13 protein-coding genes are annotated in these 14,787 nt (G+C 62.4%); 10 read left to right on the top strand and 3 right to left on the bottom strand.

Going from position 1 to position 14,787, the window contains the following annotated elements; all coding sequences use genetic code 11:
• The first annotated feature begins 58 nt into the window (after window positions 1-58).
• The 5 genes from AC07OO_RS18815 to AC07OO_RS18795 all read left to right on the top strand — a co-directional run bounded on the left by AC07OO_RS18815 (window position 59) and on the right by AC07OO_RS18795 (window position 2,612).
• On the top strand, window positions 59-610 hold the full coding sequence (locus AC07OO_RS18815; RefSeq protein WP_495083667.1) for a hypothetical protein: 552 nt from the start codon (window positions 59-61) through the stop codon (window positions 608-610).
• 114 nt (window positions 611-724) lie between these two features.
• Window positions 725-1,261 (top strand): GNAT family N-acetyltransferase, encoded by a 537-nt coding sequence (locus AC07OO_RS18810; RefSeq protein WP_495083666.1) that lies wholly within the window; start codon window positions 725-727, stop codon window positions 1,259-1,261.
• Window positions 1,258-1,677: a phosphopantetheine adenylyltransferase gene (locus AC07OO_RS18805; RefSeq protein WP_495083665.1), complete on the top strand. Its 420-nt coding sequence runs from the start codon at window positions 1,258-1,260 to the stop codon at window positions 1,675-1,677. Before AC07OO_RS18810 ends, AC07OO_RS18805 begins: the two co-directional genes overlap by 4 nt.
• Window positions 1,678-1,728: 51 nt before the next feature.
• Window positions 1,729-2,145, top strand: a complete 417-nt coding sequence (locus AC07OO_RS18800; protein ID WP_495083664.1) for a hypothetical protein — start codon at window positions 1,729-1,731, stop codon at window positions 2,143-2,145.
• A 14-nt stretch (window positions 2,146-2,159) separates the two neighbouring features.
• Complete coding sequence (locus tag AC07OO_RS18795) at window positions 2,160-2,612, top strand: GNAT family N-acetyltransferase (RefSeq protein ID WP_495083663.1); 453 nt, start codon at window positions 2,160-2,162, stop codon at window positions 2,610-2,612.
• A 27-nt stretch (window positions 2,613-2,639) separates the two neighbouring features.
• On the opposite strand, the gene AC07OO_RS18790 is transcribed toward AC07OO_RS18795, so the two are convergent.
• On the bottom strand, window positions 2,640-4,079 hold the full coding sequence (locus AC07OO_RS18790; protein ID WP_495083662.1) for an SH3 domain-containing protein: 1,440 nt from the start codon (window positions 4,077-4,079) through the stop codon (window positions 2,640-2,642).
• A 1-nt stretch (window position 4,080) separates the two neighbouring features.
• Window positions 4,081-5,397: a prohibitin family protein gene (locus AC07OO_RS18785; protein ID WP_495083661.1), complete on the bottom strand. Its 1,317-nt coding sequence runs from the start codon at window positions 5,395-5,397 to the stop codon at window positions 4,081-4,083.
• Between the two features lie 189 nt (window positions 5,398-5,586).
• Here AC07OO_RS18785 and AC07OO_RS18780 point away from each other — a divergent pair, with 189 nt between their 5' ends.
• The 3 genes from AC07OO_RS18780 to AC07OO_RS18770 all read left to right on the top strand — a co-directional run bounded on the left by AC07OO_RS18780 (window position 5,587) and on the right by AC07OO_RS18770 (window position 8,837).
• Entirely contained in the window at window positions 5,587-6,303 is a 717-nt protein-coding gene (locus AC07OO_RS18780) for a response regulator transcription factor (RefSeq protein ID WP_495083660.1), read from the top strand.
• A complete protein-coding gene (locus AC07OO_RS18775) occupies window positions 6,300-8,420 on the top strand; it encodes a sensor histidine kinase (protein WP_495083659.1) in 2,121 nt (706 codons plus the stop codon). Before AC07OO_RS18780 ends, AC07OO_RS18775 begins: the two co-directional genes overlap by 4 nt.
• Window positions 8,421-8,492: 72 nt before the next feature.
• Window positions 8,493-8,837 (top strand): hypothetical protein, encoded by a 345-nt coding sequence (locus tag AC07OO_RS18770; protein ID WP_495083658.1) that lies wholly within the window; start codon window positions 8,493-8,495, stop codon window positions 8,835-8,837.
• Window positions 8,838-8,853: 16 nt separating this feature from the next.
• Here AC07OO_RS18770 and AC07OO_RS18765 read toward each other — a convergent pair whose 3' ends face one another.
• Window positions 8,854-9,465: a TetR/AcrR family transcriptional regulator gene (locus tag AC07OO_RS18765; protein ID WP_495083657.1), complete on the bottom strand. Its 612-nt coding sequence runs from the start codon at window positions 9,463-9,465 to the stop codon at window positions 8,854-8,856.
• A gap of 588 nt (window positions 9,466-10,053) precedes the next feature.
• On the opposite strand from AC07OO_RS18765, the gene AC07OO_RS18760 reads away from it, so the two are divergent.
• Window positions 10,054-11,940, top strand: a complete 1,887-nt coding sequence (locus AC07OO_RS18760) for a serine/threonine protein kinase (RefSeq protein WP_495083656.1) — start codon at window positions 10,054-10,056, stop codon at window positions 11,938-11,940.
• A 102-nt stretch (window positions 11,941-12,042) separates the two neighbouring features.
• Entirely contained in the window at window positions 12,043-14,772 is a 2,730-nt protein-coding gene (locus tag AC07OO_RS18755; protein ID WP_495083655.1) for a polysaccharide deacetylase family protein, read from the top strand.
• Window positions 14,773-14,787 lie beyond the last annotated feature (15 nt).

Genomic DNA, 14,787 nt, shown 5'->3' with positions numbered 1-14,787 from the left:
GGACATGGAATCACCTGGCAATCCCCGAGGCTGCGACCCAATCGGCAGACAACCCTTCATGAAAAAGTATCTGCTGTGCTTAGCCCTGCTACTGCTTCACAGCATGGTGTTTGCAGGTCCATTCCAGTCCCTCATGCTGTCGCCTGACCGCGCCAGTCTGACCATCCAGGCATCAGACGGTAGCACCATCACCGCCCCCCGCTACGCAGACCAGGTAGGCTTTGGCAAACCGCGGATTTCGCCTGACGGCAAGTACGTGGGCTGGCTCGCGCTGTACCCCAATTGCTGCACGTCCTACCCCATTCCGCTAAGCCTCGTTGTGCTCGATGGGTCCCAGCGTTTGCACCGCTTCAACGGCGTCAGGCTCGCCGTATTTGAATGGTGCTTTCTCCCCAACTCTGCCCAGGTGGCATTCACCCAGACGACGGTACATGGCAGCAACTTCCAGCACTTTGAAAAGCACCGCATCGCAAGCAATAGCTTGATGGCTGAATACGAGTACCCGCACGAAGAGGACGAGAACGCCCTGGCTCGCAAACGGGTGCCTAAGTGGGTGCAATGCGTTCCCGAGTTGTTTCCTGTGGCCAAAGCCACGCCGAACCAGGATTGACAGCGCCCCCCAAGTGTGTACTCGCGCTGCACGGTTTTGTGCGTGGGACCATTACCTTCCAGGTAAGACATGGCAGATCGCAAGAGGGGTTTTGTTGATTACAGTCAAGCCACGATGCAAATACGCGAAGCCACTCCACTAGACCTTGAAGCCATTGCCAACCTGCACGCACAAAGTTGGCGGCTTGCGTACCGGGGTATTCTGAGCGACGCCTACCTCGATAGCGACTTGATCGCAGAGCGCAAGGCCTTGTGGCAGCAGCGCTTCAACGCACCCGCCGCCAACCAGACCATTGTGGTCGCGGAAATCGATGGAAATGTCGTGGGTCTTGCCTGCGCATTTGGTGACCACGAGGAGCACTGGGGCACGCTGCTGGAAAACTTGCATGTCGCACCGGGCCACAAGGGTTTGGGCATAGGCGCAAAACTGGTGAACCACATAGCCCAGTGGTCAGCGCGCGCCCACACGGCTACCGCCATGCACCTGTGGGTGCTGGCAGGCAACACGGCGGCACAGGGCTTCTACCAGCGTCTGGGGGCAAGCCAGGTCGAAGAGTCGGTATGGGACGCACCGGATGGCAATCGCGTGCCAGAACTGCGGTTTGCGTGGCCCCGCTTGGCAAGCCTGCTGCAGGTTTCCTATAAAACATGACCGACTCTACCCAACGGCTACAAACCATGCACTACCTCATCACGGCCACACTGATCGTCGCAGGCATCATCCACCTGCTGCCACTGTCTGGCATGCTAGGGGCTGAGCGCCTGGCCGCGCTCTATGGCATGCCATTTGACGAGCCCAACCTCGCCATCCTGATGCGCCACCGCGCGGTGTTGTTCGGCCTGCTGGGCCTGTTTCTGGTGTACGCCGCCTTTCAACCCGCGCTGCAGACCCTGGCTTTTGTGGCGGGCTTCGCCAGCGTTGTGTCGTTTCTGTGGCTGGCTTGGTCTGCGGGTGGCACCAATCCGCAGCTGGCGCGCGTGGTCATGGCCGATTGGGTTGCACTTGTGAGCCTGGTGCTGGGCGCCGCGGCGCATGCCTATGTTCAATTGGTTCAGCTGCGGAGCTGACACATCGCCAGCGGATGCGTGTCAAAATTCGGCATGCAGGAGACAATGACCATGCTGATGAAGCCCCGCCGCGATGTTCGCCAAGCCACCATGGCCCTGCTGCTGTGCGCCGCCGCAACCGCTGCCAGCGCGGCGAATCCGAATTGCAATGCCCAGGCTCTGAATTCCGCCGGATACGCCCAGGCCATCGACACGGTGCGCCATCTGCCGGAACTCGCCGCCTGGTCTCGCAGCCACGCCTTTCCGGTCGCCTTTGGCGAATCCTTTGACAAGCAGGAGCGCGGCGCGGATGGGCGCTGCTACTGGTCCGTGTCCGTCTACGCCAACCGGCCTGAGCGCATGGAGCTGTGGCACATTTTTTATGTGGAAGCCGACGGCAAACGCTTGCTGATCCAAGACCCCGTTTCGGGTGAAGCCATCTCGTTACAGAAGTGGCGCTCCAAAGGGGACAAGGCACGGATGGCCTGAGGCCGCCACTCGCCATGCCAACGGTCAGGCCTGCACGCCCGAGCGACGCCGAACGCATCGCCGCGCTATACCACCAGCTCGTCAACAATCCGGCCGTCGCCGTGTTGCCCGAGCGCATTGCAACGATCTCGGCAGACCCACACACTGGTTTGTTTGTCTGCGAGCATCTAGGCCAGGTTGAAGGCACGGCACTGGTTTCGCTGTGCGCGGACGTGATGTTTGGCGCACAGCCCTTTGCCGTGGTCGAAAATGTAGTGGTCAACAGCCAGTTGCGCAATCTGGGTCTGGGCGCCGCATTGCTGCGCCACATCGAGGCATTCTGCTTGACCGAGGACTGCTCCAAGATCATGCTGCTGAGCTCTCTGCAACGCGAGCAAGCCCATCGCTTCTTTGAACGGGCCGGCTTTGTGGGCTCGGCGAAACGTGGGTTTGTCAAATACCGCAGCGCCTTTCAAACGACGGGGTGAAGGCGCACCGGGCTGGCCATTGGCCCCTTACCGCAAGCTCACCGTCTGGCCTTTCCAGACCGGGTCTTGCCAGCGGTAGAACACACTCAAATTCTTGGGCTGGTCCGCCTGCTTCTCCACCTCCAGATTCCCGGTGCGCAGCACTTCAAAGCTGGTCTTGTAGCGGCCGTCAACCTTGGCTTCGCGGGCGGCCAGCATCTGGGTAGTACCGGGTACCCAGCCGGCGAATTCCACGTACCCCAGGTTGGGATTGTCCAACGCAGGCGGCAGCACATCAACACCCCAACCCTTAGGGCCCTGCTGGAAAACCCACATTTCACGCCAAGTGTCCAAGGGTTGCACGGCCAGTGCAATTGCGGTGCCTTGGCGGTTGGGGGTGGCAGAGGCAGCCCACACCACGCCAAAGGTACAGCGGGTGAACAGCGGGTTTTTGACGTCGTGCTTGGCATCGACCACGTGCACACAAGTTTCGCCGGGCTGGCCGGTGCTCAGGCGCACAGACAATTTGGTGATGGGTTGGGTAGCCGATTCACCACCCGCTACGGCTGGCTCTGCGCCCCAGCGCGACGCGCCGACGCGGATGGCGGCATCGCTGTAGGTGGCGGCGTCGGTATCGGCCAGCTCGGTTTTGTTCACCGCAGCCAGCTCCTGTAGAGCGCGCGTTGCAGCAGCCTGCACCGTGGCGGGCGCAAACTCAGAGCGGCGTGCACGCTGGAAGGCGATGCTGGCCCAGACGCCGGCCTTGCGCAAGTGCATGCGGTTTTTCAGCACCTCGGGCAGGTCGCGTATTTCCACACGGTCCAGCACATCCGCACGCCAGTTGTCCTGGGCAAAACGCTCGACCGGGTTCAGATTGGGGGCTACGCATTCATGCTTGGTCAGGGCCAGTGCGGCCAAGGCCTTTTGGCTGTCAGTGGCCGGCAAAGCCAGCACGCGCCGGTGGGCGTCGCCGTTGTAGCAGAGTTGGACCTGTCCATCGCGCTCAAAGCTCAGCATCTCCACGCCATAGGCCGCGGCCACTTCCAGGTGTGCGGCCAAAGCATCGCCACCCGGTTTGCCCTGGCGGGCGGATGCGCGGCGTGCCAGGCGTTCGGCCATGGCACCCAAGGCATCAAATGCTTCGCCATTGATGGCCTCAGCGGGCGCGGCCCGCAGGTAGGCGGCAGCGTAGCCAATGCCCAGCGATTCAGACCCGGGCGTGTCGCGCAGGAAGCGCACCACCGATAGCAACTCGGGCGCGGCCTCGGGCTTCAGCGATTGGCTGCGCACCTGGGTGGCGCGGATAAAGCCGGCCCGCTCGCGGCGGTGGTCATAGACCTGCAAGTAGTCGCCCTTCTGGCCGCGTATCTCCAAGCTGTCGCCCTGGGCCAGCACGGCCTGCTGGGGTGCGGAATCGCGCGGTGCCGAGCGCAGCGACGACTGGTCTTGGGTGACGATGGCAATCATCAATAGGGAGGCGGCGAGCATGTTATTTGCCTCCTTCAGTGTTGGTGCTGTCTTGCTCGGTCTGGGCTTGTTCGCCCTGCGCTTCGGCTGTCTTGGCGGTCTGCACAGTCTGTGCGGTGTTGTTCTTGCCCGCACCCAGCAGTGCGGCGCCTATGAAGCCACCGTCTGCCGGTGTCGGCGCGATGATGACGCTGATCTTGTCCGACAACTTGTCGGCCATGGTCTTCTGGATCAGCAGCGGATTCTTCGATATCAGGGCGCCGTCACGCGCCAACTGTTCGCTGGTGATCTTCCCGATGCGGTCTTGGCGATAGGCTTCGGCATCGGCCAGGTTCTTGCGCGAATCGGCCTCGCCGGAGGCTTCAATACGGCGGGCCTGGGCGGAACCTTCGGCGGTCTTGATGCGTGAGACCTTTTCGGCCTCGGCTTCCAGCGCGCGCTGTTCGATCTGCTTTTGCTTGAAGGGCAGCACGTGTTTCATGGCCTCAGCCTGTGCCTTGGCGGCGATGATCTGCTCTTCGCCTGCGGCCTGGGCCGATGTCTCGCGACGCACTTTGTCGGCCTGGGCTTCCAGCTCGGTTTGTTTGACCTGCTTCTCCTTCAGTTCCAGCGTGTAGCGCATCTTCTCAGTGGCCAGCTCTTCGGCCAGCAGGTGTTCCATGCCGGCCTTGTAGTCGGGGGGCAGATCGACCTTACCCATGGTCACGGCTTCGAGCTTGATACCGTCTTTGGCCAGGCGGGGCTTCAGTTCGGCTTCTATGGTTTGCTGGATTTCGGGGCGCTTGCTGCTGAAGATTTCACGCACGGTGTAGCGGGCCAGCGTCTTGTACAGCACGCCCTGCACCACGGGTTCGACAATTTCGTGGCCAATGTCTTCGGGCAGGTCACGGGCCATCGTGGAAATCTTGCTGGCGTCCAATGCATAGCGCACCGAAATGTCCACACCGATGGACAGACCCTCTACCGATTGGAAAGGTGCCGCGCCATTGGCGCTGGCATTGGCTGTTGGGCGATAGACCTGGTCCCGCAGCGACAAGCGGCGCAACTCGTGCAGGCCGGGGATGATGAGCACCGCGCCATCACGCACTTCGGTGGAAGAGCCGGTCAACTGGTTCATGCGCATGCCAACTTCGCCGCGGGCAATGCTTTGCATGGGGGGGTGGGTGTAGAGTGCGTAGCCGCCAGCTGCCAGCAGGCCCAGCGCGATCAGGCTGGCGCGGCCGGGCATGCGGGCCGCGGTGCTGCGGGACAGCGCACCCACCTGGCTGGCCGAGCGCCGGGTGATACGGCGAAACTGGGTGGCAATGGCACGGGCAATGGTGTTGAGGCGTTCTGACATGGTAGCTTCCTAGTTGGTGGTTGGGATGGGTGCAATCGTGCACGCCCACCCCACGAGCAAACAATGGCGCCGTGGGGAAGGAGCATTCACCGGCCGTGAAGAAACACTCACACCGCGGGTGCGCCATAGCCATGCGAACAGGGGATACTCGGGGCCACCGCTACCCCGACAAGCCCCAAGGAAACACCTATGTTCAAGGTCGCCGTCATCGAAGACGACACGCCCACCAGCCAGCAGCTCACCGCGTGGATCCAGGGTGCCCGCCCCGGCATCCAGGTGGACAACTGGTTCACCCGTGACGACGCAGAAGCCGCCATCGCCCGCGAGACCTACGACGTGGTCGTGCTGGACATCGAACTGGGCCGCGAACGCAATGCCGGCATTGCCATCATCAACGCCATCAACAAGAGCCGCAAAGGCACGCCGGTGCTGGTGGTGTCGGCCATGCCGGCCGCCATCTACCGCAGCATCATGAAGGCGCTGGATGCCTGGGACTATCTGCAAAAGACCACGTTTGAAGAAAGCGATTTCGTCGATACGTTTCTGGAAATACTGCGTGCGGCCAAAGCGCGCGACCCCGCCCCCACGACGGCTCCCGCGAGTGACGAGCTTTCGATCGACCCACTGCGCCAACGCAGTGCACTGTGGCGTGGGAAGCGCGTCAACCTGCCGCTGACGGCCCAGCGCATCCTGGCCGCGCTGTACCAGAAGCGGGGCCAAGTGGTGAGCTACGACGAACTGTTTGAAGTGGTCAAGAGCGGCCGCAACCGCGACAACATCCGTAAGCACATCAGCACCATCCGCGAGGCCTTTAGAGAGCTGGACGAACACTTCGAGCGCATCGAAAACATCCCCATGCGAGGCTTCCGTTGGTCAGACGACCTCGCATCGCAGGTGCGCAAGTGAGTAATGCCGCTGGCGCTTCGGTAGACACCGCTCTGGCCTGGCTGGCCTCGTTCCGGTTGCGGGTGCTGTTCCGCACCGCGTTTTTCCTGCTGGCGCTGGCGACCCTGGTGATGACGGTCTATGTGCTGCAGGAGGAAAAGCAGCGCAGCTACGACAACTACCAGCAAAGCTTTGCCAAGACCAAGGAGCAAATTGCGGCCCAGTTGCGTCACCCCACTGGTCAGTTGGCGCTGCTAAACCCCAGCGATGCAGCCGCTCCCACCACGCCGCTGCACCCCGTGCTGCTGCCCTTCTCCGCGATTGACTTCGACGACCAGAGCAAGGTGCGCAACGCAGTAGAGATGACCGGCTGCCTGGTGCAATACCCGCACTACGGTAGCCTGTGCGTGGCCATTGGCAGCAACCCATGGGCCGGAGGATTCATCTACGCCGCCGGCACCTTTGCCAGCACGGCACTGGTGCCGCACGCCATCGGCGACAAATACCTGGATACGGCCCACCGCCTGCGCGTCGAGGTGAAGATGCGCGGCCAGACCTACCGCTGGATTGCGCCATTTGAGACGCCAGCGCAGCCTGGCAACCCGCAGCGCGAAGGCGTGCGGGGCCGCTTCACCGGTTATGTGGACATCGGCAGCCGCGACTACACCAATGCCCGCACCGTGCGCGACTTCCGCGGTTGGGTGTGGCAAAACGCCAATTGCCTCCATTCAGCTGCCCCCCAAGAAACCCCATTTGCCGAAGACTGTGAGAAAAAATCCTTCTTCTCTTTACGCCTGCCGGTGGACGTGCTGCGCGATGCGCTGTTCCAGAAGGAAAAACCCGTCTGGCCGCCAACCGACCTGAACGATGTGCAGGTGCGGGTGGAGGTGCTGCCCGTGGGCGACGGTGCAGCCTTGTTTGACAGCAACGCCGAGGGCGCGGTAGCGCCCTTCTCGCTAGGCGATTTGCGCGCGCAACTACTCCCCGGCGAAACGCTGCGCATCCGCAAGAGTGGCCAACCCCATGGCGCCGATCTGGTCCGCCTGAGCGGCAGCGAGGCTGCGGCCGACGAGTCATCGCCACTGCTCACCCGCCTGATCCGCCGCCTGCCGGTGGACAGCTACGACGCACCGATTGAACTCACTGAAGACGTGGCCACGCCGCTGGGCAACTACACGATCCAACTCCACGGTGACGCCCGCAGCGTCAACAAGAGCCTCAGCGTGGTGGCCACGCGCCTGTCGTGGTTTGTGGCCGCCATGCTGCTGGCTATTGCGCTGGCGTGGTTGGTCATCGAAGTGGGCATCATCCGCCGCATCGCACGGCTCACCAAGCGCTCAACCCAGTTGTCGAAGACTGTCAAGACCACAGCCGGGCTGGAGCAGTTTGACCTGGCCGACCTGCGCGGCAGCGACGAGCTGGGCATTTTGGCCAATTGCTTGAACGACCTGCTGCGCCGCGTGAAGGAAGACGCCGAGCGCGAGCAGATCCGCGCCGAACAGGAGAAGGACATGTGGCACGCCGTGGGCCACGAAATCATGTCACCGCTGCAGTCGCTGATGGTGTTGCACAACGCCCAGGATGACCCCAGCCTGCGCTACATCCACCGCATGCAGCAGGCGGTGCGCGTGCTGTACGGCAACGCCAGTCCCAGCGAAGCATTCCAGTCCACGACGCTGGCGGTGCAGACCGTGGAGGTCAATGGCTTCCTGCGCAACATCGCGGCGAATGCGGCCAGTGTGGGCCTGGGCGACGTGCGCTATGAGAGCGAGGATGGCGCCGTGCTGGTGCGCGCCGAGGAGTATGCACTCGAGGACGTTGTGACCCATGTGCTGCGCAATGCCGAACGCCACCGCATTCCGGGCAGCGCCATCACGCTGGCGCTGCAGACCACGGAAACTGACGCCACGGTCACCATCCACAACGCCGGCCCCCACATCCCACCAGAACTGCTGAACCAGATTTTTGAATACGGCGTGTCGGGCCAAGCCGAATCCGGCACCAACGGCAGCCGCGGCCAGGGCCTTTTTGTGGCCAAGACCTATATGGCCAAGATGGGGGGCACGATTGCCGCCCGCAACGACGAAGATGGTGTCAGCCTGGTGCTGGGTTTGCAACGCGTGGGCGGTGGGCGTTAAACTACAACGTTGGTTTTTTTGGGTCTCAGGGTCATACACAAAAACACAGTATTCAAGCAAGGCATCCCCAGCATGAAAACGGCCATCATTTTGCATTTGAACTATGAAGCCCACCCCATCGCTCCGTGCCGGCAGCTATGGTCCATCATAGAAACCAGCATGCTGGCCGCGGGCTTTTCCAAGAGCGGGCGGGTGTTTGTGACGCTGATGGAGTCCGAAGCGGCCTTCAAACTGGCGCGCGAGGTCATGGACCGCATCGAGCAGTCTTACCAAGCCAAGGGAGACAGCACCGTGCTCTATCTGCGTGACTTTTACGGCATACCCTACGAACACATTGTGGATCTGGCCCAGCCGTCCATGCCGGCCGTGGAAGTGGACATGATGGCCTCAGGTGCGTTCCAGAAATTTTTTGGCTGAATACCAGCTCAGTCCATCACGGGTGCGCCAGGGCAAGGCTGAGCACCCGGCAGCTGCTGCGCACCGCGTCGCTATAGGCCTTATTGCCAGCGCCCGCCGGTAGCGTGGATTTAACCCCCAACGCGACGGCGATCAGCGTGGCCGCTACGTCTTGCGCCGTCAGCCCCAGGGCAGTCAGGAGAATCTCGCCATCCGCCTCGGCCCGCTCCAGCACACCGACCAGTATCTGCAGGTGGTTGTGGCGCAACTGCTCATTGAGGTCATGGCCCAGGCTACCGCGTATCTCGCCCAGTTCTTGCAGATGGCCCGATTCGCCGAAGCGTTCGTAGAAATAGCCATAAAAGGCGTTGAGCACGCCAAAGAGGCGTTCAGTCAGGGGCTGGTCTAGCGCCCCCGCCGCCACGCCGGACGCCAGCAGCACGGTGCGGCCTATGCGCTCCAGCAGTGCGCGAAACAGCGCCTCCTTGCCAGCGTAGTACAGGTAGACCGTGCCTTTGGCGGTGCCAGCCTCTCGGGCCACATCATCCATCGACGACTTGCGAAAGCCATAGCGCACAAACAAGCGCTCGGCGGCATCCAGGATGGCTTCCGCCTTGGGGTTGGGTTCGGTTGCTTGATCAATCGCCATACCGGGATTTTATAAAGCACGGCCCGCACCTTAACTGAATATGAAGGAAATGACCGTTTTCACACATTTGGTCAGCCCCCCCCCCATCTCTTCGCCACCATAGAGCACTCTGTGCTCTCATTCGCCAGAATGAGTGGGGTTTATCCAACAACATGGTAGACCGCTTTTCGCGGTTGCGATGCACGGCAGTTGTCCCGGTTAGGCAGTTCCACAAGACAGCGCATCCCCAGCGCCCCCCCCCCTCAAGTGCAGCCCTACCGCCGTGTACCCAATATGGGGTTTTCACCTAGTCGCTGCTCTGTTTGGGCGTTCATGATTTTTAGAAATTGCCGCTAGCCCTTGTCAAATATAAATATGCTGCTATGCATATAGTAGCGTTCAACAAAGCGTAAAAAGAACGGAGAGTTGGCAGAGGCTCTCCATGCATGTATGCCCGTGCTTGGCCCCGGCCCGTGTCGCGCAAGCCCAAATGTCAGCAACTTGTTACCTCTTGCATCTGCCACGTCCAAGGGCTTAGCCCTAGAATGCAAAACTCCATGGCCGAGTTGCTTGGCAGGTTTCAGTAGGTGGTTTCCAGATTTAGGACACATGATTGAATTGCCGATTCGTGTTGCTGCACCAGACGTAAGCCATGTGGACGCATTGGCAAACGGCACCCGGCTGGGCGAATTCGAAATCCGGGGCCTGGTCGGCGTGGGCGGTTTCGGCATGGTCTACCGGGCCTACGACCATTCCCTGCAGCGCGACGTAGCCATCAAGGAATACATGCCCACCGCACTGGCCAGCCGCACCGACGGCGGCATGCAAATCGCGGTCCGCGCCTCCAACGACGAAGAGACCTTCCAAAAGGGGCTGCGCTCCTTTGTGGGCGAGGCCCGCATGCTGGCCAAGTTCGAGCACCCGTCACTGGTGCGCGTCTTCCGTTTCTGGGAGGCCAATGGCACAGCCTATATGGTCATGCCGCTGTACCGGGGCATGACACTCAAGCAGGCCCGCCAGTGCATGCGCATGCCACCCAACGAGGCCTGGTTGCGCAAGGTGCTATGGTGCATCCTGGGCGCGCTCAAGATGCTGCACAAGGGCAGCGCCCTGCACCGCGACGTGTCACCCGACAACATCTTTTTGCAGGACACCGGGCCACCGGTGCTGCTGGACCTGGGCGCCGCACGGCTGGCTATTGGCGACAACGCCAAGCAGCACACCGCCATCCTGAAGATCAACTACGCCCCCATTGAGCAGTACGCCGATGCCCAGGGCGTACCCCAGGGCCCGTGGACCGACCTGTACGCGCTAGCCGCCGTGGTGCACGGCATGCTGTGCAACGAGCCCCCGATGCCGGCCATGATTCGCGTCGTCAACGACCGCATGCCGGCCTTCGCCAGCGTGGCCAAGACGGTCGCCAACGAATTCAAGCAAGAGTACTCCGAGCAATTTGTCAGCGCCATCGCCTGGGCCTTGCAAATCCAGCCGCAAGACCGCCCCCAGTCGGTGCGTGAATTCGCCCGTAGCCTGGGCCTGGTCACACCGCACGGCATGTCGTCGTTCGACTGGCGTGCCGAACTGGGACCGGGTTGCCTGCCCTCGGGCGAGGTGCTGCAGTTGTCCAGCGCCCGCAATGCCGAGGAGAGAACGCGCCCCAGCAACACCAACCCCGAGTACGCACCCACCCAGTTCATTGGGGCCGACGACGATGCAGACGCCACCGTGGTGGCCAATTGGGGGCCGGACAGCACACCGGGTGTGCCCGACGACAAACCCGTTGAGCGGCGCGCACGGTCGCGCGAACCCATCAGTGCCCCCGCACCACTGGAACGCGACTCCGTTGCACGGCGCAAGAAAAGCACACGCAGCAGCTCGTCCAAACAGGGAGGCACACGCCAATTGCGCCCTGCTGTCATCTGGACACTGGTGGCTGGCCTGGTCTTGCTGACTGTCATCGCCGCCGCCTGGGGATGGCGCACCTGGTCGGCCAAGGGAAAAGCCGCCACACCCGTCACCCAAAGTGCTCCGGCACAACCGGAAGAGACCATACTGGAAACCAGCAAACCCGCGCTGACCGCCAGCGAAGCCGCTAGCGCCGCACAGGCTCTGGGCGAACCAGCCCGCAAGAGCGAGCCCGTAGAGACCGTCATCGAAAGCAGCACACCGGCTCGGCCTGCGTCAGCCGCCTCGGCCGCCAAGCCCCGTAGCGCGGCGTCCAAGCCCGCAAAGCCCGAGCCGCCCCGTGCACCCGTTGTCGCCGAGCCCGCGAGCACACCGGCACCCGCCGCCGTGGCGCCCCCCCCACCGGAACCCAAGCCAGCAGCACCAGCGGTGACACCGGAAAAGCTGTGCGCAGACGCCAACTTCCTGAGTCGCCCCATGTGCATGTTCCGCGCATGCCAGCGACCAGAACTGGCGCCAACCGCCACCTGCATGGAACTGCAGAAAAACCTGCAACGCGGCAAAGAAGGAAGCGAAAGCAGCAAGTTCTAGCGCGGCGTGACTATCACCCGTGCTGTCACATAAGGCCGTCCTGGCCCGCAGATAATGCAAGGCCTACGGAAGTCCCACTGAAGGCCTAAACAAGCCCCATCCATGACCCAGCAACGCACCCTCATCGCCGTGGCCGTCGTAGCCACCGCCCTCAGCGCCGCCGCCGGCTTCGCCTACTTTCGCAACAAGACCGAACGGCCCTCCGCCCCAGTCAGCGCATCTGCCGCAACACCTGCGCCGACCGACACCAGCGCCCTGTTGCAGGGTTTCAAAGATGTACTGGGTGCCTACCGCAAAATCATCGTGCTGTTTGCCGATGAAAAGACGCTGGCCGCCAACGAACGTGCGCAGGCCAACCAGGTGGGCCAAAGCCTGTTCCATGAAAACCGCCAACGCGTAGCGGACCTGGAGGGCCGTCTGGATGCCTTGATCGCCTCCAACAGCCCCCAGCGGCTGGAAGCGATTGCCGGTCTGCTGGACTATGTGGAGAGCAGCGCCGACCTGTTCGATGCCGACCGCCTGGCCTTTCGCGAACTGCTGCGCAGCCTGCAGGCCACCGTGGCGCGCGATTCCTCCCTGCCGGCCATCAAACTGCACAAGCGCATCGGTGAAGACCTGGACGCGCTGGCCGAGATCGAGCGCAACTACGAGAAAGAAATCCGCCTGGTGTTCGGCCGCTTCGAGACACGGGCCATAGACCTCAAGCGCGAACGCTGGCAAGACTACCTGGTCAGCCTGAAAAAACTGTATACCCGCGACCAGATCCTCAAGGACTATGGCGTGGTGCTGCCCTACCCTGCGCCCAAGGAAGTGGTGCGCAAAACCAAGTCTGAAGACGAGGGCGAGATCTTTGGCAACAGCCTGCCGGCCAAGACCATTGTGCTGACCTTTGACGACGGCCCGCACGGCACATATACCAACGAGATCGCGGCCATCCTCAAGCAGTACAGCGCGCCGGCCATCTTCTTCCAGGTGGGTACCAACCTGGGCGCCGTGGGTGCAGACGGCAAAACCAAGCTGCTGCCCAAGGCGGACGTCAGCCGCAAGCTGCTGGATGCAGGCTACACACTGGCCAACCACAGCATGACGCATGCGCAACTGTCCAAGCAAACCGGCAATGCGCTCAAAACTGAAATCCTGGGTACGGACGAATTGCTGAAGGCCGTGGACGCGCGCCGTTCACCGCTCTTCCGCTTCCCCTACGGTGCACGCAATGACGAAGGCTTGGCCGTGCTGGACGCGGCACATCTACGCTCGGTGATGTGGAATATCGACTCGCTGGATTGGGCCGACCCCGTGCCCAGCTCCATTGCCGACCGCGTGTTGCGCACGGTGGAAAAAGAAGGCCGCGGCATCGTACTGTTCCACGACATCCACGAACGCACCGTCAAAGCCCTGCCCGCCATCCTGGACCGCCTGGTGGCCGAGGGCTACCAGTTTGCCGGGTGGGACGGCACGGGCTTCACTGTGCCCAAGGGCACGACAGGCGCAGCGGCAACGGCCGCACCGGTGGCTACCAGCCCCGGCTACAGTGATTCCTGGGCCATCGTCATCGGCATTGATGACTATGCCAAATGGCCCAAGCTGCAATACGCGGCGCGCGATGCCCAGGCGATCCGCGAGACCTTGATCCAGAAGTTCAGCTTTTCCGCCGACCACGTGGTCTCGCTCAGCAACAAGGAGGCCACGCGCACAGGCATTCTGGCCGCCTTCCACGACAAGCTGGCCCATAGCGGCATGAAGAAGAACGACCGCCTGTTTGTGTTCTTTGCCGGCCATGGCGCCACGCGCCAACTCAGCTCGGGCCGTGACCTGGGCTACATCATCCCTGTGGACTCCGATCCCAATCAGATTGCCACCGATGCCATACCCATGACCGAGCTACAGAACATCGCCGAGAGCCTGACCGCCAAGCATGTGCTGTTTGTGATGGATGCCTGCTACAGCGGCCTGGGCCTGACGCGCGGCGGCGGATCGGGCAACTTTCTGCGCGACAACGCCAAGCGCACCGGCCGCCAGATGCTGACCGCTGGCGGCGCCGACCAATTGGTGGCCGATGGCGGGCCTAATGGCCACTCGGTGTTCACTTGGACGCTGTTGCAGGGCCTATCGGGTAAAGGTGACCTCAATGGCGACGGCATCATCACCGCCACCGAGCTGGCTGCGTATGTGGCGCCCGCCGTGTCCGCCGTGTCGCGCCAGACACCAGCATTTGGCAGCCTGCCGGGCTCCGAAGGCGGCGACTTTGTGTTTGAACTGGCGGCCAGTGAAGAATTCTTGAGTGGTACGTCCAGCCAACTCTCGGGCGATGCCATCGCCATGAATACCAAGCTGGACGCCACCCGACCTACAGCCGCTGCCCCTGCCGGCGCGGACAAGCCTGCCGTGCCCGCCGCTACAACCACCGTGGTCGTCAAGGACCTGCAGGGCGGGGAGCAGAAGATCGTGACACCCGTGGCCATACCCAGCTCAGCGCGCCAACTGGCCCAGCGCGCCAATGACCGCGGCCTGCAGCTCTACAAGGAAAAGCAGTACGCGCAGGCCGAGGCCCAATTCACCGAAGCCCTGAAGCTGCGCCCCGACTTTGCGCTGGCCGCCAACAACCTGGGTTTTGTGTTCTACAAGCAGGACAAGTTTGCCGAGGCAGCGCGCTGGTTTGAGAACACCATCAAGATCGACCCTTCGCGTGCCATCGCCTACCTGAACCTGGGCGACGCTTACGCCAAGGCCGGCCAGACAGACCACGCCAAGAAGGCCTTTAGCACCTACCTGGAGCTCGCCCCCAATGGCTCGGGGGCAACCTATGCGCGCCAGCAGATAGACAAGGGCTGACAACTGTGGCAGATA

This window comes from Rhodoferax sp. GW821-FHT07G04, from assembly GCF_059418585.1.
This window is presented reverse-complemented; position numbering and strand designations above follow the sequence as displayed.